A 22,042-nucleotide genomic window follows, 5' to 3' on the forward strand; every position below is an offset into this window, starting at 1 on the left:
CTGTCATGACCGGTCATGTCTCCCTCAACGATACGACCTTGCGCGATGGCGAGCAGGCGCCGGGCGTCGCCTTCACCACGACGGAAAAGCTGGAGATCGCTGAGTCTCTTGCGGCGGCTGGCGTGACAGAGATCGAGATCGGCACGCCGGTCATGGGCGTCGACGAGATGGAAACAATTCGCGCCGTGGTAGCGCGGCGTCTTCCGGTTCGGCTCATGGCCTGGTGCCGGATGACGTCGTTGGATCTCGATGCAGCGATCGAGAGCGGCGTCCAAGCGGTCAATTTGTCGCTGCCTGCGTCGGACATCCAACTTGCCGCCAAGCTCGGCCTCGACAAGGCGGGAGCGCTCCAGGTCATCGATCATATGGTCAGGCGCGCCGCCGATGCCGGCTTCTTCGTCGCGGTGGGCTGCGAGGATGCCTCGCGGGCCAATCGGGATCATCTCGCCCGCATCATCGAGACGGCCGCACGCGCCGGCGCAAGCCGCGTGAGGCTGGCCGACACAGTCGGTGTTCTCGACCCGTTTTCGACCTTCGAACTTGTCGCCCAGCTCGTGGTGCAGTCTCCAATCGACCTTGAATTTCATGCGCACAACGATCTCGGACTTGCTGGCGCCAACACGCTGGCGGCGATCCGCGCAGGCGCGCGCCATGCCTCCGTCACCGTCCTGGGGCTCGGCGAGCGTGCGGGCAATGCCGCGCTGGAGGAGGTGGCCGCCGCAATGGCAGTCTTCGACGGCGCAGACACCGGCATTGAGCTGACCGCATTGCCCGGCCTCGCCGCCCAGGTGGCTTGGGCCGCCCGCCGGCAGACCGCAGCCACTAAGCCGGTCGTCGGCGCCGATGTATTCACCCACGAATCCGGCATTCACGTCGCAGGGCTGCTGAAGGACTCGCGTACTTATCAGGGGCTCGATCCGACTCTCGTGGGCCGCTGCCGGCGGATCGTCATCGGCAAGCATTCCGGCGCCACTGCGATTGCCCATGTGCTGAGCGAAAGCGGTCGCGATCTCGACCCGGATCTGGCAGCCGCGATGGTGGCCCGCGTCCGACGCGAGGCGGCCGAGACCAAATCGACCGTCACTGCAACTCGACTGGTCGAGCTCTACGATGGAATGTGCAGCGAGGCATCCCTCATCGAGCTGTGCGGGTCCAAGTCAGCCGTGCGCGAGCGCACAGAGGCCACAGTTTTGCGACCAGGAAGAATGCAATGAATTGTTCCGCTGACAGCCGCCCCATGGATGTCACCGACATCCTCGCACGACTGAAGCGCTTGTCGGCTGCAGAGGAATTCTTCTCAGTCCTAGGCGTCGCCTATGACCCGAAGGTACTGAATGTCTCGCGGCTCCATATCATGAAGCGTGTGGGCCAATACCTCGCCGAAGAAGATTTCTCCGGTCTGCCCGGCCAGGTGATTGCCGCGAGGGTGCGCGCGACGCTCGAACGAGCTTACGAGGACTTTGCGATTTCCTCGCCGCTCACGCATCGGATTTTCAAGGTGCTCAAGGACCACGATCCGAACAAACCTGCCGCGCCGGGTCACACCTTTGTTCCGTTCGACTCGGTACTGAAGCGGTTCGGACGGGAATGATCGGCGACAAGGGTGCGACGCGACAATGTCGAGCAGCCGCCAAATGCGGTCATCACCACAGCGCCGTCAGAAGCAACCAGCCGAAGTTGTAGGGAAGGGGGGAGCGCAAGAGACTTGGCACGAATAATGCGGACAAAGGAGATAACCGCAATGCCGGACCCGGACAGGAGCCTAGAGAAACCGCCAATGCACATCGTAATCTGCATCAAGCAGGTGCCGGACTCGGCACAGATAAGGGTCCATCCGGTCACGAACACGATCATGCGCCAGGGTGTTCCGACCATCATCAACCCTTACGACCTGTTCGCCCTCGAAGAAGCGCTCAGACTGCGCGACGCACATGGCGGCGAAGTCACTGTGCTCACCATGGGTCCGCCCATGGCAGAGGACGCGCTGCGCAAGGCGCTCGGTTACGGCGCCGACCGAGCGGTGCTCTTGACCGACCGCTATTTTGCCGGCTCTGACACGCTGGCAACCTCGTTCGCCCTTTCCCAGGCAATCGCGAAGATTGGCGAGACGTTCGGCACGCCAGACCTCGTCTTCACCGGCAAGCAGACGATCGATGGCGACACCGCCCAGGTCGGGCCCGGCATCGCCAAGCGCCTCGGACTCCTGCAACTGACCTATGTCGCGAAGATCCCTTCTGTCGACCTTGCTGCACGCGAGATCAAGGTCGAGCGCCGTTCCGAAGGCGGCACACAGATGCTGAAGAGCAGGCTCCCTTGCCTCATCACCATGCTGGAAGGCACAAACGAGATCCGCCGGGGCTCGATCCAGGACGCCTTGTGCGCCGCGCGCAGCCAGGTCTTGAAATGGAGCGCGGCCGACGCCGGCATTGAGGATCTCACCAAATGCGGCCTGCGCGGTTCACCGACGGTCGTCAAACGTGTTTTCGCCCCTCCTGCTCGAGCTGAAAAGGCGGCACAAATCGACACCGCCGAGAAGGCCTTGCGCGATGTCGCTGACGAACTCATCACCGCAATCTTCACCCGCCAGCCGGCGCTGGAACATGAGCTCGCCTTTAACGGCGGCGCGTGACGGCAAGGAGCAAAACGATGTCGACCGCGAACGGAGAAACCCCTCGCCCTGCCGCCGGCCGCGCCGGCATAAAGAAGGAATTGCCCGCCCATTTCAAGGACTATCGGCACGTTTGGGTTTTCATCGAGCTCGAACGTGGCGAGGTCCATCCGGTATCATTCGAACTGCTCGGCGAAGGCCGCAACTTAGCAGACAAGCTTCAGGTCCAGCTTGCAGGCGTCGTGCTTGGACCGCCGGGAGAGGCCGTCGGGAACGCCGTTGCCGAAGCATTCGCGTATGGCGCTGACCTTGTCTACATCGCCGAGGCGCCCCTGCTCGCCGACTATCGGAATGAACCTTTCACCAAGGCGCTGACGGATCTGGTCGATACCCACAAACCCGAAATCCTTCTTCTCGGTGCCACCACACTGGGCAGGGATCTTGCCGGCTCCGTGGCGACGACCTTGCAGACGGGGCTCACGGCCGACTGCACCGAACTCGATGTGGATACCGACAGTTCGCTCGCCGCCACGCGTCCGACTTTCGGCGGTTCCTTGTTGTGCACGATCTATACGCTCAATTTCCGCCCGCAGATGGCGACCGTGCGGCCGAGGGTCATGCCCATGCCGCAGCGGACGGATAAACCGGTCGGGCGTGTCATCCGGCACAAGCTTTCGCTTGCCGAGGACGAGATCGCTACCAAAGTCCTCGGCTTCCTGCCGGACAATCAGTCGGCGAAGGCAAACCTTGCCTATGCCGACGTCGTGGTTGCGGGAGGCCTTGGTCTTGGCGCGGCGGAGAACCTGCAGCTTGTGAAGAACCTCGCACGAGCAATCGGCGCCGAGCACGGCTGTTCGCGTCCGTTGGTCCAGAAGAGCTGGATGCCAGCTGATCGGCAGATCGGCCAAACTGGCAAGACGATCCGGCCGAAGCTTTACATAGCGGCCGGGATTTCCGGCGCCGTCCAGCATCGGGTTGGCGTGGAGGGGGCGGATCTCATCGTGGCCATCAACACCGACCCGAACGCGCCGATTTTCGATTTCGCTCACCTCGGAATCGTCACCGACGCGATCCGCTTCCTGCCCGCACTGACGGAAGCCTTCACCCGGCGGCTGTCGCCCCACAGTCGCGATAAGCTTTCGAGCTAAGGGGATGGACATGATCGAGGAAAACTTCGACGCCATTGTTGTTGGGGCAGGCATGTCCGGAAACGCAGCTGCTTACACCATGGCCAGCCATGGCCTGAAGGTGCTGCAGTTGGAGCGGGGTGAATATCCGGGCTCCAAGAATGTCCAGGGTGCCATCATGTACGCGAACATGCTGGAGAAGATCATCCCGGATTTCCGGGATGATGCGCCTCTCGAGCGGCATTTGGTTGAACAGCGGCTTTGGGTGATGGACGACACATCCCATACAGGGATTCACTATAGGTCGGACGACTTCAATGAGGCGAAGCCCAACCGGTACACGATCATCCGTGCCCAGTTCGATAAATGGTTTTCGCGTAAGGTGCGCGCGGCCGGCGCGACCGTTCTGTGCGAGACGACCGTGACGGAACTCATCCGTGATGCCAATGACAGGGTGATCGGCGTCCGCACAGACCGGGCGGGCGGAGCCATCTACGCGGACGTGGTCGTTCTCGCAGAAGGTGTCTGCGGACTGCTTGGCACTCGAGCCGGCCTGCGCGAGATGCCAAAGCCGCAAACCGTGGCCCTCGCCGTCAAGGAAATGCATTTCTTGCCCGAAGAGGTCATTGAGCAGCGGTTCGGCGTAAAGGGCGATGAGGGCTGCGTGATCGAGGCGGTGGGCACGACCTCCCGCAGCATGGCCGGGCTCGGCTTCCTCTATACCAACAAGGAGTCCATCTCACTGGGCATTGGCTGCCTCGTCTCCGATTTTGCCGCGATGGTCGAGAGCCCCTACGTTCTCCTTGATGCCTTGAAGAGCCATCCTTCGATCCGGCCGCTGATCGCCGGCTCGGAAGTGAAAGAATATTCCGCACACCTCATTCCCGAAGGCGGCTACAAGGCTATTCCGCAGCTCTTTGGCGATGGTTGGGTCGTGGTCGGCGATGCCGCGCAACTGAACAACGCCATTCACCGCGAGGGTTCGAACCTCGCCATGACCTCCGGCCGCATTGCGGCTGAGGCAATCGTCGAGGTCAAGAGCCGCAACGGTCCGATGAACAAACGGAATCTCGCCCTTTACAAAGCCATGCTGGACAAGTCCTTCGTGGTCAAGGACCTGAGGAAATACAAAGACATGCCGGCCTTGCTCCACACCAATTCATGCAATTATTTCACGACTTATCCGCGGTTGATGTCGCAAGCTGCGCAGAACTTCATGCGTGTCGACGGCACGCCGAAGATCGAGAAGGAAAAGGCGACCACGGCGGCCTTCATCAAGGCGCGCTCGCGCTGGGGGCTGGTCAGCGACGCGGTCCGCCTTGCATTGGCGTGGCGCTGAGGGGAGACGAAATGACCAGCGCAGCGACGAAGTCACGTGTCGAGGACAAGCTTTACCAGAACCGCTACTTGGTGGATTCCGGCCGCCCGCACATCAAAGTGCGACCGCACCAGAAGCCGAGCGCGAATTTGCTCGCTCTGACCCACGTCTGCCCGGCGAAATGTTATGAGTTGAACGACAAGGGTCAAGTGGAGATCACTGCCGACGGCTGCATGGAGTGCGGCACCTGCCAGATTTTGTGCGGGACGACTGGTGAGATCGAGTGGAACTATCCACGCGGCGGTTTCGGAATCCTCTTTAAATTCGGATGACCGGCGCACGCATGCCCTAAGCAGATACCGCGCTCAGGGACTCTACGATATGTGAAGGTGCTGACCGCGCCAAGCGAGCTGGAGATTACGCTCGCCATACGCTGGGCAATTGTCGTGAACGTCCTGCCCACGTTTCTGCAGACGGGTGATGGAGAAGTCGTCGTCTGGACGCTGAAGGAGAGCCGGAGATTGCCGCCACTGCCGGCAACACCCACGCACCTCAATCAGGCACTCGCCGCCTCATACCACAGGCTGTACCAGATCGAGCGGATTGCGGCTGCCGGCCAGTCGCATCGGCGCCTCCGCAGCAAGGTATCTCCCCTTACGGCCGGCGTCCGAACCATGCCGCTTGTCGCCCGCATCTGACGGAACGCTAGTGGCTGATCGACGCGATTGACAAGGCCGGTTGGGTTTTGCCAGGGCGACTCGTATCCCTGGCCTCACGCCCTGGATAATCGGCTACGCCCTGCGCCGGCATGGTATCAAGGTGAAGGAATTCGGGACGTCGTGATGACGTCAAGCGTAAGCAGCCCGGAGTGGTCTCGCTCACACTCTGCGCGCCCGAGGCTGCTAGCCTCGCGACCCTATTTGCCTGTCCACTGTCGTAAGCCCGACAGGTGTGTCGGAGCAATCCGAAGGAATGTGACACGGGAAGCCTATTCATGAACCGAAACAGCTCTTTGGGCTGGCATAGCTCTTGCGCTTTGAACTGCGACATCACGCAGCAACGGAGCCGTTCATGTCTGCACCGGCAATTTCGCTTGAGAGCCTCAGCACGACATTCGGTGACCAGTTGCTTGGCACCATGAAACTCGGGGGCTGCGCGTCTTCGTCCTGCGGCTCGTCGACAAAGCCCGACGACACGGATCCGGCTGTCTGGGAGAAGATCAAGGATCACCCCTGCTTTTCAGAAGAGGCGCATCACTATTTCGCGCGTATGCACGTCGCGGTCGCGCCGGGCTGCAACATCCAGTGCAACTACTGCAATCGCAAATATGACTGCGCCAACGAAAGCCGGCCTGGGGTAGCCTCTGAAAAGCTGACGCCCGATCAGGCGCTACGCAAGGTGATCGCGGTCGCCAATGAGGTGCCGCAGCTTTCCGTGCTCGGCATCGCCGGACCGGGCGACGCCTGCTACGACTGGAAGAAGACGAAGGCGACCTTCGCCAGGGTCGCCAGGGAAATCCCAGACATCAAGTTTTGCATATCCACGAATGGGCTGGCGCTGCCCGACCATGTCGATGAGCTTGCTGACATGAATGTCGATCACGTGACGATCACGATCAACATGGTCGACCCTGAGGTCGGTGCAAAGATCTATCCTTGGATCTTTCACGATCATCGCCGCTACGTCGGCATTGAAGCCACCCGGATCCTGCACCAGCGGCAGATGTTGGGCCTGGAGATGCTGACCGCGCGGGGCATCCTCACCAAAATCAACTCGGTGGTGATCCCGGGCGTGAATGATGAGCATCTGATCGAGGTGAATAGATGGATTAAGGACCGAGGCGCGTTCCTGCACAACCTTATGCCGCTGATTTCGGACCCGGCCCACGGCACGCACTACGGTCTGAGCGGGCAGCGCGGCCCAAACGCAATGGAGATGAAGGCTCTTCAGGATCGTGTCGAAAACGGCGCCCAGTTGATGCGCCACTGCCGGCAGTGCCGGGCAGATGCCGTGGGCCTGCTCGGAGAAGATCGTGGCCAGGAATTCACAGTCGACCGGATTCCCGGCGAGGTCACCTACGATGCCAGCAAACGCAAGGCCTATCGGGAGCTGGTCGCGGAGGAGCGCCGTGATCACGTCGAGGCTAGGAGAGAAGCGATCGGATTGGTCAAGGCAGCGAGCCCCGGCAAGTCCCTTCTCTTCGCGGTGGCGACCAAGGGCGGCGGCCGCGTCAATGAGCATTTCGGCCATGCGAAGGAATTCCAGGTTTATCAAGCCTCGCTGAAAGGGATCAGCTTCGTCGGGCATCGGAAGGTGGACAAGTATTGCCTTGGCGGCTGGGGCGCAGAAGCCGCCCTCGATGGCGTCATCGCAGCGCTTGAAGGCATAGATATCGTACTGTGCGCCAAGATTGGAAATTGCCCGCAGGATCAGCTCGCGGAGGCTGGAATCAGAGCCACCGACGCCTGTGCCCATGACTATATCGAGACAGCAATCAGCGCGATTTACATCGCCGCATCTGGGACCCCCACACTCGCGGCGACGGCCTGAGCTGTCTCCTTCATTCGGACCAGGAGTTAAAATGGCTTTCAAGATCATCGCATCCCAATGCACCCAATGCGGCGCCTGCGAATTCGAATGTCCTTCCGGCGCGATCAAGTTCAAAGGCGAGAGCTACGTGATCGAGTCACAGAAGTGCACCGAATGCGAGGGGGTCTTCGATGCGCAGCAATGTGCCTCGGTATGTCCGGTGCCGAAGACCTGCGTTCCTGCGTAACGGACATTGGACTGCCGACATGGTTGGGGGCTGCCTACGCAGGACGCCTGGAACGCCTTGTTCGCAATCTCAGCCGCAAGAGAAATCAGGGAAGGGACATGTCGCTCGGACGCGAAGAGGAGATCGAAATCCGCAGGCCTCCACGATTCATGCCGGGAGAGCGGGTACGTGCCACTCGCCACATAAAGAATGACGGCACCTATCCTGGCAGGGAGATCGGCGAAAATCTCGTGCGGAAGGGGGACGAGGGATATGTGCGCGACATTGGCACCTTTCTCCAGCAGTTCTTCATCTATGCGGTCGAGTGGATCGACCGTGGCACCGTAGTCGGTATGCGAGCGCGTGAACTGATGAGCCTCGACGAGGCCGAGGCGCCCTGCAGTGCTGAAAGCAATACCAATGAAGGGACGGCCAGATGAAAGTCATGATCCGCAGGACCGATGCTGGTTTGTCAGCGTATGTCCCCAAAAAGGACCTCGAAGAGCCGATCATCAAACTCGAGAAGGAAGAGTTGTGGGGCGGAACGGTCACGCTCAGGAACGGGTGGCGGCTCCTCCTACCCGATCTCCCACACGATACGCGTCTGCCGATCACCGTCGAGGCAAGGAAGATTTCCGAAGAGGGCTGATGCTGCCCCTAGGTGCGTCGCGAGGAAACGAGATGAACACGATCCTGACATCGGGCCACCTCGTCATTGTGCGGGACAGTTTTGCTGAAAAGCTGCTTGACCTGGCGAAGGAAGCGCTCGCCGCCGATGAGGTGATCCCCTATCTCGGTCCGGGTCTTCTTGAGTTGAACTGTATGGAACCGCCTGTGCCGCATACCCCGGAGGTTGTTGCCGCGGCACTCAATGCACGGGCTCCAGCCCCTTCCAGGATCCGCACCAATATGTGGTCGGTTGCACAGTTCATCGAACAGCGCCGGCATCGCCGGACGCTTCAAGCTTGGATGACCGACATATTCGCAGCGCCGGTGGGGCCGACCCCCTTCCACGCCTGGCTCGCAAGGCTGCCACTCTCCCTCATCATCGACAGCTGGTATGACAGCGCGATGCGCACGGCTCTGGTAGAGACCGGCCGAACGGACGTCCTTGAGATACAAGGCGTCACGCGCGCGAATGAAATCGGCAACATTTGGACGAAAACCTACGATTTGTCCGGGAGGGAGCTCGACCCCCGATTGGGGGCCAAGACGGTTCTCTATTCACCTCACGGGAGTATTACGCCCGCGCAAAACTTTCTCGTCGCAGATTCCGACTACGTCGAAGTCCTGTCCGAAATTGATATCCAGACACCGATCCCAGACGCTGTGAAGGAACGGCGCATCACCCGTGGATTTTTCTTCATTGGCTGCCGCTTCAACGATCAGATGCTGCGCACCTACGCCAGACAGATCATGAAGCGCTCCCGCGGTCCCTATTGCACCGTAATGGACGCGGAAACCCTGACCAGAAACGAAGCGCGTTTTCTTGCGGCAAGCGGAATCACGGTGATCGACGTGCCACTAAGTCAAGCGGCGGCTCGGCTTGTGGGAACGGGCACGGCTGCAGGTTGAGGACGGGATTAACAATGGCGGATGCCTTTGATGATGTCTGCTTCGGCTTTCCTCGAAGGCGCAAAATGCAGTCGGGAATACACCCGTGAACAGTGAAGCTGTCAGCGGCGCAACGAACGCACTGAATTCGTTGGCCCATGTTGAAGCGGCGCGCTGGGGCCGGGATTTGAGTACGCTGTTGCGCATCACGCGTATGAATCTGCGCCATCCGTGGCAGGTTGCCCTCGCTATGGGCTCGACGATCATGGCGGCAATCCTCCAGTTGCTCATTCCCCAGCTTCTCGGCCGGGCTGTCGACCAGACCCAGACAGCTATCGGGGGCGGTGTCGCGGGGGCCGCGGCAGGACAAGCGCTCTGGGCCCCGGCTCTCCTGCTGCTCGCCGTCAGCGCGCTACGCGGCGTTTTCACGATGGCGCAGAACTATTTTGCCGAAGCCGTCGGGCATCATGTCGCGTACGAATTGCGGCTCGCCTACTACGACAAGATCCAGCGTCTCAGCTTTTCCTTTCACGACCGGGTCCATTCAGGCGATCTGATAACCGCCGGAATGCTCGATCTCGAAGGCGTGCGGATGTATTTTTCCACCGGGCTCATGCGGGTGCTCCTGCTGACGATGCTGATCGGGATTGGCGCTTACATGATGATCTCGACCGATCCGATGCTCGGCTTGGCCGCGCTCAGCTTCGTGCCTTTTGTCGCTTGGCGCTCATCGACCACACAGCTTAGGCTGCGCGCCACCTGGCTCGACCTCTATGAGCGCCTTTCGGTACTAAGCCGCGTGATGAAGGAAAATCTCGCAGGTATCCGTGTGGTCCGCGCTTTTGCGGCTCAATCCTATGAGATGCTGAAGTTCGACGGCGCTTCCAAGAACGCGCTCGACCTCGCCAACGATCTCGTTGACATCTACGTACCCAACACGTCGGCGATGACCTTGTCCTACTTTTTCGCAATGGGATTGGTGCTTGGGATCGGTGGCAACAAGCTCGTCGCTGGCGAGATCAGCGTCGGAACCATGGCGACCTTCCTGACCTTCATGACCATGCTGCAAATGCCAGTCCGCCAGATCGGTCTCATGGTCAATGCGTTTGCCCGCGCTTCTAGCTGCGGTTCGCGGCTTTTCGGTCTCCTCGATCAGGAGATCACCATCAGGGATGCTCTCGAGGCCAGACCGCTTGAGATAAGTGACGGCACTCTGCGCTTCCACAATGTCTCATTTGCCTACCCCAACGCCGAAAACCGCGCCATTCTGAAGAACCTCAGCTTTGAGGCCCGGAGAGGCGAGACGATCGCGATCGTCGGTCCGCCGGGTTCCGGCAAATCGACGATGGCTCATCTGGTCCCCCGCTTTTACGACGTGACCGGTGGCGCCATCACGTTGGACGGCCAGGACATACGCAATGTCACCCTCGAGAGCCTTCGCAAGGCGGTCGCGGTTGTACAGCAGGATGCGTTCCTATTCACCACAACGATCGAGAACAACATCGCTTATGGCGATCCCTGGGCGAAGAGACAGCGAATTGAACGCGCTGGAGAATTCGCCCAGCTCCACGACTACATCCTCGGGCTCCCGGCAGGGTATGAGACGGTCGTGGGCGAACGCGGCGTTTCTCTCTCTGGCGGCCAGCGCCAGCGTCTCACGATTGCTCGCACCATGATGCTGCGCCCCTCCGTCATCATTTTCGACGACTCGATGGCCGCGATCGATGCCGGCACCGAGCTGCGCATTCGCGCGGCGATGCGGCGCTTCGCAAAGGATCGGGTGACGATCATCATCGCGCACCGGCTGAGTGCGCTTAAGCATGCCGATCAAATCCTTTTTGTCGATAACGGCGAAATCGTAGAACGCGGCACGCATGAAGAGCTTCTGGCGAAGCGGGGACGCTACAGGGCCCTTTACGATCTCCAGACGCGCCCGGGTGATAGCATTATTAGCCAGGATGGGGGCGCCCGCTGATGGACCAGGGCCGCGGCGAACTCGAAGCCGAACGTGACGACGGGAGACGCCCTCCGCGCGCGGTCGTCGGCTCGCACCGGATCGAGGAGGAGATGTTCGGCCGGGCTTTCGACAAGAGCATCCTCCGTCGCATCTGGGGCTTCGTCCATCCCTACCGGGCAAAGGTAGTTGTCACGATTGTCGCGATGCTGATCTTCACCGGGACGCAGCTTCTCATCCCCTTGATCATCCGGTACGCGATCGACCTCGGCATGAACCCGGCAAGGCCCGATCGCTCAGCCCAGCTTGCGGCCGTCGGCGCGTTCCTTTCGGCGATTTTGGTCAATTTCGCCGCCGGCTACATGCAGGAAGCCTTGGATGGGAAAATGGCCGAAACTGTCCTGTTCGACATCCGCCGCGCCATGTTTGGCCATCTGCAAAAGGTTTCGCTCTCTTTCATGGACAAGACCGAGGTCGGACGCCTGATGTCGCGCCTGCAAGGCGACGTTAACTCCATACAGGAGTTCCTGGAAACCTCGGTATATTCCCTAGGCGATGTTGCGCTTCTCTTCGGCATCGTTTTCGTAATGCTGTGGCTCGACTTTCGCCTCGGCCTCCTGACGCTATCGGTTCTGCCGATCCTGGTGATCGTCCGCATTGTCTGGTTGCCGCGTGCCCGCGACGCCTTCATGGCTGCACACGAAACCAATTCCGTCGTCAATGGCGCGCTGGCCGAAGCCATTCACGGCGTGCGGACCATACAGTCAATGGACCGCCAGCAGGTGAATTTCAGTCTTTTTGACGATCGGGCCCATGCCAACCTCAGGACCCACCTGATCGCTGCCAGATATGCACTGGTCATGGTGCCCATCGTCGATGGCATCTCCGGCCTCGCCTTGGCCGCCGTTATTGTGGTCGGCGGCTCGATGGTCATGAATAGCCGTATAGATGTGGGCGTGTTGGTAGCCTACCTATTTTACATCCAGCGCTTCTTTGACCCGATCCGCTCACTCACCCTGCAATATTCGGTCATGCAGCGCGCCATGGCCTCAGGCAAGCGCCTGACCGATGTGCTCGACGTCAAGATCGATGTTAAGGACAAACCCAATGCCGAGGTGCTTTCGCCCGAAATGGACGGCTCGGTCGAGTTTAGGGACGTCACCTTCGGCTACGATCCGAACCGTTCGGTTCTGAAAAATGTCTCGTTCAAGGTCAATCCGGGCGAGACGGTCGCACTAGTCGGACCGAGCGGTTCAGGCAAATCGAGTGCGATGGCCCTGGTCCACCGCTTCTATGATGTTCAGCAGGGTCAGGTGCTGGTCGGCGGACATGATGTACGCGACCTCACCCAGGAATCGCTCGGCCGCCAGGTCGCCATGGTGCTGCAGGAGCCATTCCTGTTCACCGGGACGGTCTTCGAGAACATTCGATACCAGAAGACGGAAGCCACGCGCGACAAGGTGATCGAGGCGGCCAAGGCTGTCGGCGCGCATGACTTCGTCATGAGCCTCGCCGACGGGTATGAGACCCAACTTGGCGAACGCGGCGACAACTTATCTCTCGGCCAGCGCCAGCTTATCAGTTTCGCCCGCGCCCTCGTCGCTGACGCCAAGATCCTCGTGCTCGACGAAGCTACCGCCAATATCGACAGCTACACGGAATTGCAGATTCAGAAGGCTCTGATCAAGCTGCTTGAAGGGCGGACTGGCCTCGTCATCGCCCACCGTCTCGCCACGGTCCGGGGGGCCGACCGCATCATCGTGCTTCAGAATGGCCAAGTTATTGCGACTGGCAACCACGATGAGCTAATAGCCATGGGCGGCCTGTATTCCAAACTCTACTATCTCAACTACGCCTCCTTCGACGACCTTCCCGAACACGATACCACCGTCCAAGCTGGCTCTCAGACCTGACATCTTGGCGGCCTTGTGGTAGTGGCGTTGACTTTCGGGCGTGTCGGCAGACCACTCAGGCCACCGCATCCGGCCAGCAGCCAGCATTCAAGAACGAGCACTCCTCGCAATTCGTGAAGACCGGCTGCGAACGATTTCCTCCAGCATCGTATCCGACCGCGGTGCACCACCATCATCGGGCGAGCTCGCTGGAGGTGTTGGCTGGGCGTCGCAAAGCCGCTCGCGAGCGCGCCCTCAATAGCGCTGTAGCGAGTGACGGCTTTGCCACCGACGGGCCGCTGATGAAGCTGGATTAGTGGGCGCCGCACCGACGCCGCCCCGGGCGAGAAGAACCTCCTGCGGCTGGCTGGGCAACGACTAGCGCCAGCGCGACGAGCAGACGCGTGCCGGCATCGTGACGCGCTCGGCTACCCTCTCCTTAGGATCGTGGATGTTCACACGATGGCCCAGACGCCAGCCAACGCACAAGCTGGTATCCTGCCGCCTGCTCGTCGTCAGTTTGGCCTCCTCTCGATTGCCCGCCCCACCACGTGCACGCTCGATCACGTGAGTGTGAGAGCGCTGCACAACGATTTAACCTCAGACCGCGAATTTCATGGTCAGCCAAGTCGAGCCATGATTTCGGACTGAATCGTCCTCGCGGTGTAAAGGGAAGCATCTAGCGGCAGATTTCCAAATGCCATTTGACAAAGCAGGTAGTTGGCACCTGCCTCTTCCAACTGATCTAGCAGAGCTTTTCGCACAGACTCTGCTGATCCTACCACGCACAATTCACTCTCGACTGCCGCATCGAAGGTCAGCGGCAAGTTTGGTGGAGTGGGGATAGCGTTAAGCTCGTAAAGGAATTGGAAGCTCTTGAGCCAGCGTGCGTAAGCAGGTGCCGCGAGCGAATAGGCATGTGTGTCACAACGCCCAATCACGACCATGCGGAGCAATCCGACAAATCTCCCTTGATCCCCCCCGCCTGCGTTGTCCTCTCGATAGGCGCGGAACGCATCAGTAGTTTTGCGAACAGAAGAGGAAGGTCCTACACACGCGATATTTGTTCCATTCGCAGCGGCCCAAGCTGTGGACTCGGGTCGATTGGCAGCGACCCATGTGGGCGGATGTGGACGCTGATGAGGTCTTAGCGTCAAAGGAACGTCATTGAGATCAAAATGGCGGCCTTGATAGCATAGCGTGCCGACCTCCCTCGAATTAACAAGTATTTGCATAAGAATTTCGCTGGCTTCGGCATAACGGCCCGGCACCGCGTCCGCACCAATCCCGAAGTAGCCCAATTCGGTCGGGAGAGCACCGCGCCCTATGCCCAGTTCGAGCCTGCCACCGCTCAACTGGTCCAGCATACAGATCTCTTCGAACGCACGCAGCGGATGATAAAGCGCAAGCAGCATCACCAAGGGTCCGAGACGCAAGCGCCGGGTGCGCTGGGCGACGCTCGATAAGAACAGATTCGGCGATGGACCTCTCCCATGGGGAGTACAGTGGTGTTCTGCGAGGTGATAGGCATAGAACCCTAGCTGATCGCACGCCTCTGCTAATATCAGGCGATCTTCGTACTGCCGGCCTATATCGCGGCCATCCTCATCCAAATGATCGAAGATGCCGAAAGCCAGGTTTGAAGGAAAGACGTTTGTCACTCTTTAAGTCCCCGATTTTAAAAGCAGGCTGTTTTCTTGCTGGGATCACCCGCAAGTCGGAAGAGATGTGTGTGATCGCCGATTAGCGTCAGCGTAACGAAGAAGCAGAGCCTGACGCTTCCCTGCCCCTGGAGCTTGGCACCGTTAAGCTTCCAGCAATGTCGCCAGCGGCAGCAAGAAATTCATCCATCTGCTCTTTTGTGCCGATGCTGACGCGGATACAGTGTTCCAAGCCTTTGTCCGGAAAAAACGCGACAAGTATCTTTTGCCTCTCCAATGCTGCTTGCCACCATGAGCCGTCCTGTCCCGCGGGCACACGGGCCAGCAAGAAATTTGCGCGGGAGGGTGTTACGGAAAATCCGAGTTGCGATAGTGCAACTGTCACTCGCTCTCGTTCATCCTTGATGTGCTTGTGGTTGTCTGCGTAGGCGCCGCGATGCGCAAGCACGCTGATACCAACGGCATGCCCGATCACGTTCATGTTGAAGACGTTCTGGATGTTTCGCAGCCTTCCAATAATTTCAGGGTGACCGAAACCGAAACCGACGCGAATGCCGGCGGCGGCATAGCTTTTCGAGAATGACCTCAAGATCAGAAGGTTCGAATACCGGTTGATGAGGCGCAGTCCGTGATCGGGTGCAAAGTCGACGTATGCCTCATCAAGGACAATCAAGCGGTCCGATTGTGCTACGAGGCGTTCGATATCGCTGATCGGGAGGAATGTTCCGGTCGGATTGTTTGGATTGGCCAACATAATAAACTTGGCGTCTTTTGCCGGACCGGAAAGCAATTGCTCCATTGGCAGGGAATGAGCTTGACATCCGATTTCGAGGAACTCAGCGCCCTGAAGCATGGCAAGTTTGCGGTTGAACGAAAACCCTGGCGACATCATCGCAACCTTGTCGCCGGGTGCGAGGAAAGCTCTGTAGATCAGTCCGAGCAGTTCAGACGACCCGTTGCCAGCGATGACCTGATCCCTGGAAACGCCATAGGTGCTGGACGCTGCTTCCCTCAATCTGAAGTTATCGTCATCCGGATATAGATACTGGCGCTTGAGGGCCGCCACTGCACTTTGCATTATGATTGGCGGCAACGGAAACGGGTTCTCATTCGTATTCAGCTTGATAAAATTTGCGTCCGGCGCTGGTCCGTTGGACGGCAGAGCATCCAACTGTCGTGTCACTTGCGAAAGAGCCGAAAGCACAGTTTGCAGTTTTGCATCGGACATATTTAACTCCGTTTCAGTCACACAGGGGCATCCGTATGAGCTCGCAACGAGAGCAACATGGCGGACGGGATTGACGATGGCAGGGTTGCCTTTCACACAATGGTCGCAGCGCCGGCTGACATCGGAATTCAGCCAGGCTGTCCTCGGTCGAATCGAGTTGACGCGCACGCGGATCTGCATCGCTGCGCGGCGCCAAGGCGCTAAGCGGCTCAGCTCATGCCCAGGGTCATGCTTTCAAAGACGCTTGATCTCGACGCCGTATTTCCTCAGCACGTAGCCAATCTGTCGCGGGGTCAGCCCAAGCAAGCGCGCTGCCTTTGCCTGCACCCAGCCACATCTTTCCATGGCAGCAATGACGCGCTCTATATCGGGCGTCCTCGCGCCAATTGGGTGGGTTGCGCCGGCAAGCGGGTTAGTCGCGGCCGAACTGGCGGCCTCGTCCGGGGGCGTGGCCAAATTCGCTGACTCCGGCAGGATCGGCGGTGGTTGCAGCGCGGCCTTGCCCGATCTGCACTTCCACAGCGCCTCGGCAAAGCATTGGCCTTGGGAGCAGGCAAAGTCGTTTCTCCCGATTGACAGTCCCTCGGCCAGGATCGCTGTCCGGTGCACGCAATTTTCAAGCTCGCGAATGTTGCCGGGAAACTCACATTTCATCAGCACTTCAATCGCACGCGGATCGAAGGTGAGCGTACAGCCGTTCTCGTCGTTGAACTTCTTGAGAAACTCAGCTGCGAGGAGCGGAATATCGCTGCGCCTTTGGCGCAATGCTGGTACCAGCAAGGGAACCACGTTGATGCGGTAGTACAGGTCGGCGCGGAACTCATTCCTTGCAACCGCCTCTTCCAGGTTCCTGTTCGTGGCGGCAATCACGCGAACATCGACCTTGATGGTCTGATTGCTGCCGACGCGCTCAAACTCCTGCTCCTGCAGCACGCGCAGTAGCTTTGCCTGGAACGAGGCCGAGATCTCGCCAATCTCATCCAGAAACAACGTCCCCTTGTCAGCGAGCTCAAAGCGCCCCTTGCGGGAATTGAATGCGCTTGTGAAGGCACCCTTCTCATGACCGAACAATTCGGATTCCAGGACTGTCTCTGGGAGCGCTGCACAATTGAGTTTAACGAAGGGCCGCTTGGCGCGCGGCGACAACTCGTGAATTGCCTTGGCAGCCAGCTCCTTCCCGGTACCGGACTCACCTCGCAACAGAACTGTGGTTTTTGCCTTCGCTACGACCGCGATCTTCTCCAGCAGGGCGCTTATCGCCGGACTGTCACCAATCATCCCCTCGACGTGAACCTTTTTGCGCCGGGGTGCAGGGTGCTTAACATCAGAAAATTTCGTTTGCAGCCGATGTTCCAGCTCCGGCGCTCGCTCGCTGTCGGCCGCGGAGAAGCGATGCAACTTGACTGTCTGTCCCACCATGTTGGCAATCATGGTGAGCAGCCGGACATCATCGTCGAGCCCATAGCTTGACCTGCTTTCCAAAACCCGGTCCAAAGTCAGCGCGCCTATGGCGTTCCCATCAACACGAATGGGAACGCCGATGAACGACACGGTGTCGGAGGCCCCAAGCACCTCGATATCAGTGGCAGTGAAGGTCGGATGCATCGCTATGTCGTCGGCGACGAGCGGCGTGTCGGTCGTCACAATCTGATCGATGGCGTTGCGCGGCAGGCGCGACCGGGAGGGCTCATTGCCGTTCGTGCCGCAGCCGCTGGCCACTGTGATGTCCAGTCCGCCCTCGGCATCGCAGAGAGCGATGATGCCGTGCCGCATCTGCACAAACGAGTGCAGGAGGTCGACTACCTTGGCCAACTTGAGTTCGAGCCGGGCGGCATCGGCGAGTACTTTCGATATTTCGAAGATGCCGGTTAGCGCGCGCTCGTGCAATGCCACATTCGCAGGATTCGTGTCGGGCTTTGGACAACCCTTTATCGCATTCGGCAGCGATATGCCGCAGTCGCGGGCATTCTGTTCTGACTTGCTAATGTTGTGGTGCATGTGATCCTCGATCTCGCGCCATCAAATCTAGGCTGGCGGCATGTGCGCCCGCGACGTCGCGGGCACGCGCGAATATGCTCCGACGTGAACTCGTGCCGCCGCCGTGTGGTCGAGTGCAAAGCGGGTCTAGCCCTGACGCATCGCTTGGCTACTCCCTCCACGAAGCTTGGCCATGTTATTGGCTTGCCCCGGGCAAACACACGTTGTTTTCAAAAGACTGGAGCGAGGCGGCATAGTCAATCGAGCTTTCTTTCATCTGTGAAAGGAAACCTCGCGGCCTATGATAGGATTCATCAGTTCTATCTTTGCGTTGAAGCAGAAATACCTGGGCCGGCCATGCGTTGCCCGAGCGGCTGACCGCGCGGAGTGTAAATGCGGGGCCGTGCCATTCACCAGCGCCCGCGAAGGAGGGGCGGGAGCGAGAATAACCGCCAACGGCACTGGTCGGTTGCGGCAACCGCCATCTTTCTCGAGTTGATCAGGCGGCGGCGATGTCGGGTGTGAAGGCGCGAAGCTGGCGTCGAGTACGACTTCGTAGGCGGTGCTCGCAACTTCTGAATCGCATCGTCGTGGTCAGCACCATCACCAGCCTGGGGCCGAAATCGGCACACTCAATGAGCGTATCGAAAAGTCTGAACAGATTACGATGCGACCGCTTGAAAACGGCTGCCCCTGCTGCGGGCGTTGATTTGCAAAATGGGTCGTCCAAAGGACCGTCCGAATTTATTCTGTGCATTGCAGTGGCTGCACGGTCGTAGGCTGTCCAGAAACGAGCGCTTCCGAACAGGGGTAAGTTAGCCTGTCATCTGGACGGCCTTGAACAGGCGACACGATGGGGCCCGGTCCAAAGCCGGCTAACGAGGAACCCACCACGCTCTGTGCAGCAAACCGCTAGCCAGAGGGATCGACCGGCAGCACTCTGCCAGAGACCATCAAGGGCGTTCGGACCGCGACCTTGCCCGCTGGTCTGACACCGCATTCCTCCATCATTGGCGAGCCCACGTCAGTTCAGGTGATGCGGATTCATCTGGCATGGGTATTGCGGCGGCGTTGGTGCAGCGTTCGACCGGAGCGCCGCGATAGGGAGAAGCCCGGGAGAAGTCACGCCACCTCGATCCGGTCAGGGAGAGAGAAACAGTGTCAGCTGCACAAGTCCGCGGCGCGAGTCCCGCGCCCCGCAAACCCTTCTACACCAAGCTCTACGCCCAGGTGCTTGCCGCCATCGCGCTCGGCGTCGCAATTGGCTATTTTTATCCGGAGACCGGCGAGAGCCTGAAGCCGCTGGGTGATGCCTTCATCAAGCTGGTCAAGATGATCATCGCGCCTGTCATCTTCCTGACAATTGCGACCGGCATTGCTGGCATGAACGATCTTCATAAGGTCGGCCGGGTCGCCGGCAAGGCAATGGTTTATTTCCTCACCTTCTCAACGCTCGCGCTGATCGTCGGCCTCATCGTCGCCAATGTCGTCCAGCCTGGCGACGGCCTGAACATCGATCCGGCCTCGCTCGATGTCCAGGCCGTGAATACCTATGCCGCAAAAGCCAAAGCGCAGTCGGTCACCGGCTTCCTGATGAACATCATCCCGCCAACGATCGTCGGTGCCTTCGCGGAAGGCGACATCCTGCAGGTGCTGTTCTTCTCGGTTCTGTTCGGCATGGCGCTTGCGATGGCCGGAGAGACGGGCAAGCCTGTCGTTTCCTTCCTCCAGGCGCTCATTGTGCCTGTCTTCAAGCTCGTCGGAATTCTGATGAAGGCCGCGCCGATCGGCGCTTTTGGCGCGATGGCCTTCACCATCGGCAGATATGGCATCGGTTCGGTGGTCAACCTCGCGATGCTGGTCGCGACGTTCTATTTCACCGCCTTCCTCTTCGTGTTCGGGGTTCTCGGCGCAGTCTGCCGGTACAACGGCTTTTCGATTTGTTCTCTCATTCGTTACATCAAGGAAGAGCTGCTGCTTGTCCTCGCAACGTCCTCCTCGGAGGCGGCGCTCCCGTCGCTGATGGAGAAAATGGAGAAGGCGGGCGCCAGGCGTTCGGTTGTGGGTCTCGTCATCCCGGCCGGATATTCGTTCAATCTGGACGGCACGAATATTTACATGACGCTAGCGGCTCTCTTCATCGCACAGGCGACGAACACGGATCTGTCCATCGGCGATCAGGTGCTGCTGCTGCTCGTAGCAATGCTTTCCTCCAAGGGCGCTGCAGGTGTGACAGGTGCGGGCTTCATCACCCTGGCGGCTACGCTCGCGGTAGTTCCGAGTGTTCCCGTTGCTGGGATGGCACTGATACTCGGCATCGACCGATTCATGTCCGAATGCCGGGCGCTGACGAATTGCGTCGGCAACGCAGTGGCATCCCTCGTCGTCGCACGCTGGGAAGGAGAGTTGGACCGAGCACAGATGAAAGCTGCCTTCAGCGGTCATCAGCTTACCGAGGCAACAAACCGGCTACCCTCCTGCAAGTAAGGTGGGCGGCCCACGACCTGTCAAGTCGCTTAGCTGGTCACATAACTGAACGACCGACCCGCAGCCTCTAAACGGCTCCTCACGGACCATGTATCAGAAGCGCTAAATGTGTGAGTGCAAATCGTCACCGCCCTTTAAGCGAATGAGCCTTTCAGTATACCCGGCCGGTTTACGTCTGCAATGATGTTCGTCCAACACGTTGTGCCCATTCGTATGGGGACGTCTTCACTTTGCCACCCGAAACCGAAACGCGCTAGGCGGACAGAGAGCCGGCCCGCGTCAAAAACCAATCAGAATAGGACCTATGACCAAGCGCCCCACAATTGCCGATCTCGCCCGCGAAGCCCGAGTCAGCGTAGCAACGATCGATCGGGTTCTGAACGCCCGCCATCCGGTGCGCGAGGAGACCGCGCGGCGGGTCCACGACGCCGCCCAGGCGATCGGCTATCATGCTGCCGGGCTAATCAAGCAGCGGTTGCGGCGAGACCTACCGCACTACCGTCTGGGCTTCATCTTGAGAAAACCAGCCCAGCATTTCTACCAAGATTTAGCGCGCGAGGTCGAAGCATCGGTCAATTTGGCCCAGTCCTTCCACGGCATTCCGCTCGTCGAATTCGCCCCGTCACATATGCCGAGCGACCTGATCGCGCCGCTCAAGGAGTTGGGCGCACGCTGCCATGCAATCGCGATGGTGGCACCGGACCACCCGAAAATCACAGCAGCGGTTGAGGACCTCAAGGCCAAGGGCATTCCGGTTTTCTCGCTGCTTTCCGACTTCGCCGCCGGCGTGCGACAGGGGTATATCGGCCTTAACAACCGCAAGGTCGGGCGCACGGCCGCTTGGATGGTGTCCAAGGTCGCAAAACGGCCCGGCAAAGTGGCGGTGTTTGTCGGCAGCCATCGTTTCCAGGGGCACGAGCTCCGTGACGTCGGCTTTCGCTCCTATTGCCGTGAGAACGCGCCCACGTTCGAGGTGCTGGATCCGGTCATGAACCTCGAGAAACGGCAGATCACCTACGAGGCAACGCTTGATCTCATGCAGCGGGAGCCCGAGCTCGTCGGCTTCTATGTCGCCGGCGGCGGCATGGAGGGCGCGATCTCCGCGCTCCGAGAAGAGGGCAAAAGTCGGGATCTCGTCGCGATCGTGAATGAAATCACACCTGAGTCTCGGGCAGCGCTTGCAGATAACATCGTCACGATGGCGGTCGCCACGCCAATGCGCCGGCTTTGCCAGGAGCTGATAACGCTGATGACACGGGCTATCGAGACCGGCACCGCTGAAACACCCGGACAGACATTTCTGCCGTTCGACATCCATCTGCCGGAAAATATATGAAGGCGGAAGCGCGAGGTAGATTACCTAGATCCGCAGCGTCAACCTCCACCGGCTTCACTTGCCAACATGCCCCACGTTCTCGTGCAGGGGGTGTGGTCAATGATCCCGCACGGCAAGAGCCGAGCGAGGCCAGCACAGTCCATTT

Annotated in this window: 19 protein-coding genes; 16 read left to right on the forward strand and 3 right to left on the reverse strand. The window is 59.6% G+C overall.

Annotated elements, in window-relative coordinates:
• Positions 1-5: 5 nt before the first annotated feature.
• The 14 genes from nifV (at position 6) to X756_RS140505 (ending at position 13,229) form a co-directional block, all read left to right on the forward strand.
• Positions 6-1,214, forward strand: a complete 1,209-nt coding sequence (gene nifV / locus X756_RS140570; protein WP_032999621.1) for a homocitrate synthase — start codon at positions 6-8, stop codon at positions 1,212-1,214.
• A complete protein-coding gene (gene nifW / locus X756_RS140565; RefSeq protein ID WP_031204291.1) occupies positions 1,211-1,591 on the forward strand; it encodes a nitrogenase stabilizing/protective protein NifW in 381 nt (126 codons plus the stop codon). The genes nifV and nifW overlap by 4 nt, the downstream gene beginning before the upstream one ends.
• A gap of 186 nt (positions 1,592-1,777) precedes the next feature.
• Positions 1,778-2,629: an electron transfer flavoprotein subunit beta/FixA family protein gene (locus X756_RS140560; RefSeq protein ID WP_023672212.1), complete on the forward strand. Its 852-nt coding sequence runs from the start codon at positions 1,778-1,780 to the stop codon at positions 2,627-2,629.
• A 17-nt stretch (positions 2,630-2,646) separates the two neighbouring features.
• The gene (locus tag X756_RS140555) at positions 2,647-3,756 is read left to right on the forward strand and encodes an electron transfer flavoprotein subunit alpha/FixB family protein (protein WP_023685019.1); all 1,110 of its coding nucleotides are present in this window, start codon (positions 2,647-2,649) and stop codon (positions 3,754-3,756) included.
• A gap of 10 nt (positions 3,757-3,766) precedes the next feature.
• The gene (locus tag X756_RS140550; RefSeq protein WP_023712672.1) at positions 3,767-5,074 is read left to right on the forward strand and encodes an FAD-binding protein; all 1,308 of its coding nucleotides are present in this window, start codon (positions 3,767-3,769) and stop codon (positions 5,072-5,074) included.
• Between the two features lie 11 nt (positions 5,075-5,085).
• Positions 5,086-5,385 (forward strand): ferredoxin family protein, encoded by a 300-nt coding sequence (locus X756_RS140545; RefSeq protein ID WP_023731288.1) that lies wholly within the window; start codon positions 5,086-5,088, stop codon positions 5,383-5,385.
• 51 nt (positions 5,386-5,436) lie between these two features.
• Positions 5,437-5,751, forward strand: coding sequence for a hypothetical protein (locus X756_RS140540; protein ID WP_023672216.1), 315 nt, complete (start codon positions 5,437-5,439; stop codon positions 5,749-5,751).
• A gap of 373 nt (positions 5,752-6,124) precedes the next feature.
• Entirely contained in the window at positions 6,125-7,603 is a 1,479-nt protein-coding gene (nifB, locus tag X756_RS140535) for a nitrogenase cofactor biosynthesis protein NifB (protein ID WP_023731289.1), read from the forward strand.
• A 31-nt stretch (positions 7,604-7,634) separates the two neighbouring features.
• A complete protein-coding gene (locus X756_RS140530; protein ID WP_023672218.1) occupies positions 7,635-7,829 on the forward strand; it encodes a 4Fe-4S dicluster domain-containing protein in 195 nt (64 codons plus the stop codon).
• Between the two features lie 98 nt (positions 7,830-7,927).
• Positions 7,928-8,248, forward strand: coding sequence for a nitrogen fixation protein NifZ (locus X756_RS140525; protein ID WP_023672219.1), 321 nt, complete (start codon positions 7,928-7,930; stop codon positions 8,246-8,248).
• Positions 8,245-8,457 (forward strand): putative nitrogen fixation protein NifT, encoded by a 213-nt coding sequence (nifT, locus tag X756_RS140520; protein ID WP_023672220.1) that lies wholly within the window; start codon positions 8,245-8,247, stop codon positions 8,455-8,457. Before X756_RS140525 ends, nifT begins: the two co-directional genes overlap by 4 nt.
• A 32-nt stretch (positions 8,458-8,489) precedes the next feature.
• Positions 8,490-9,383 (forward strand): SIR2 family protein, encoded by an 894-nt coding sequence (locus X756_RS140515; protein WP_031239384.1) that lies wholly within the window; start codon positions 8,490-8,492, stop codon positions 9,381-9,383.
• Between the two features lie 85 nt (positions 9,384-9,468).
• Complete coding sequence (locus tag X756_RS140510; RefSeq protein WP_023731291.1) at positions 9,469-11,337, forward strand: ABC transporter ATP-binding protein; 1,869 nt, start codon at positions 9,469-9,471, stop codon at positions 11,335-11,337.
• Positions 11,337-13,229 carry an ABC transporter ATP-binding protein gene (locus X756_RS140505; RefSeq protein WP_023731292.1) on the forward strand — a complete coding sequence of 631 codons (1,893 nt, stop codon included), beginning with the start codon at positions 11,337-11,339 and terminating at the stop codon, positions 13,227-13,229. The genes X756_RS140510 and X756_RS140505 overlap by 1 nt, the downstream gene beginning before the upstream one ends.
• Positions 13,230-13,828: 599 nt before the next feature.
• Here the strand turns inward: X756_RS140505 and X756_RS0135355 are convergent.
• The 3 genes from X756_RS0135355 to nifA form a co-directional block, all read right to left on the reverse strand.
• Complete coding sequence (locus X756_RS0135355; RefSeq protein ID WP_031194208.1) at positions 13,829-14,869, reverse strand: LLM class flavin-dependent oxidoreductase; 1,041 nt, start codon at positions 14,867-14,869, stop codon at positions 13,829-13,831.
• Between the two features lie 88 nt (positions 14,870-14,957).
• Positions 14,958-16,097 carry a histidinol-phosphate transaminase gene (gene hisC, locus X756_RS140500; protein WP_031239385.1) on the reverse strand — a complete coding sequence of 380 codons (1,140 nt, stop codon included), beginning with the start codon at positions 16,095-16,097 and terminating at the stop codon, positions 14,958-14,960.
• A gap of 234 nt (positions 16,098-16,331) precedes the next feature.
• Complete coding sequence (gene nifA, locus X756_RS140495; RefSeq protein WP_023731294.1) at positions 16,332-18,095, reverse strand: nif-specific transcriptional activator NifA; 1,764 nt, start codon at positions 18,093-18,095, stop codon at positions 16,332-16,334.
• A gap of 1,137 nt (positions 18,096-19,232) precedes the next feature.
• On the opposite strand from nifA, the gene X756_RS140490 reads away from it, so the two are divergent.
• Both X756_RS140490 and X756_RS140485 read left to right on the forward strand, forming a co-directional pair.
• Positions 19,233-20,561 carry a dicarboxylate/amino acid:cation symporter gene (locus tag X756_RS140490; protein WP_023731295.1) on the forward strand — a complete coding sequence of 443 codons (1,329 nt, stop codon included), beginning with the start codon at positions 19,233-19,235 and terminating at the stop codon, positions 20,559-20,561.
• A 304-nt stretch (positions 20,562-20,865) separates the two neighbouring features.
• Positions 20,866-21,897: a LacI family DNA-binding transcriptional regulator gene (locus X756_RS140485; protein ID WP_023703127.1), complete on the forward strand. Its 1,032-nt coding sequence runs from the start codon at positions 20,866-20,868 to the stop codon at positions 21,895-21,897.
• The last annotated feature ends 145 nt before the right edge of the window (positions 21,898-22,042 follow it).

Origin of the sequence: Mesorhizobium sp. LNJC405B00 (assembly GCF_000502615.1) — a bacterium.
GTDB lineage: Bacteria > Pseudomonadota > Alphaproteobacteria > Rhizobiales > Rhizobiaceae > Mesorhizobium.

What these genes read in the sequence shown, in the direction of transcription:
- nifT (WP_023672220.1), top strand. Translation starts at nt 8,245, where the DNA reads ATGAAAGTCATGATCCGCAGGACCGATGCTGGTTTGTCAGCGTATGTC.
- X756_RS140560 (WP_023672212.1), top strand. Translation starts at nt 1,778, where the DNA reads ATGCACATCGTAATCTGCATCAAGCAGGTGCCGGACTCGGCACAGATA.
- X756_RS140485 (WP_023703127.1), top strand. Translation starts at nt 20,866, where the DNA reads ATGACCAAGCGCCCCACAATTGCCGATCTCGCCCGCGAAGCCCGAGTC.
- X756_RS140555 (WP_023685019.1), top strand. Translation starts at nt 2,647, where the DNA reads ATGTCGACCGCGAACGGAGAAACCCCTCGCCCTGCCGCCGGCCGCGCC.
- X756_RS140550 (WP_023712672.1), top strand. Translation starts at nt 3,767, where the DNA reads ATGATCGAGGAAAACTTCGACGCCATTGTTGTTGGGGCAGGCATGTCC.
- X756_RS140545 (WP_023731288.1), top strand. Translation starts at nt 5,086, where the DNA reads ATGACCAGCGCAGCGACGAAGTCACGTGTCGAGGACAAGCTTTACCAG.
- X756_RS140505 (WP_023731292.1), top strand. Translation starts at nt 11,337, where the DNA reads ATGGACCAGGGCCGCGGCGAACTCGAAGCCGAACGTGACGACGGGAGA.
- nifB (WP_023731289.1), top strand. Translation starts at nt 6,125, where the DNA reads ATGTCTGCACCGGCAATTTCGCTTGAGAGCCTCAGCACGACATTCGGT.
- nifV (WP_032999621.1), top strand. Translation starts at nt 6, where the DNA reads ATGACCGGTCATGTCTCCCTCAACGATACGACCTTGCGCGATGGCGAG.
- X756_RS140530 (WP_023672218.1), top strand. Translation starts at nt 7,635, where the DNA reads ATGGCTTTCAAGATCATCGCATCCCAATGCACCCAATGCGGCGCCTGC.
- nifA (WP_023731294.1), bottom strand. Translation starts at nt 18,095, where the DNA reads ATGCACCACAACATTAGCAAGTCAGAACAGAATGCCCGCGACTGCGGC.
- X756_RS140525 (WP_023672219.1), top strand. Translation starts at nt 7,928, where the DNA reads ATGTCGCTCGGACGCGAAGAGGAGATCGAAATCCGCAGGCCTCCACGA.
- nifW (WP_031204291.1), top strand. Translation starts at nt 1,211, where the DNA reads ATGAATTGTTCCGCTGACAGCCGCCCCATGGATGTCACCGACATCCTC.
- hisC (WP_031239385.1), bottom strand. Translation starts at nt 16,097, where the DNA reads ATGTCCGATGCAAAACTGCAAACTGTGCTTTCGGCTCTTTCGCAAGTG.
- X756_RS140515 (WP_031239384.1), top strand. Translation starts at nt 8,490, where the DNA reads ATGAACACGATCCTGACATCGGGCCACCTCGTCATTGTGCGGGACAGT.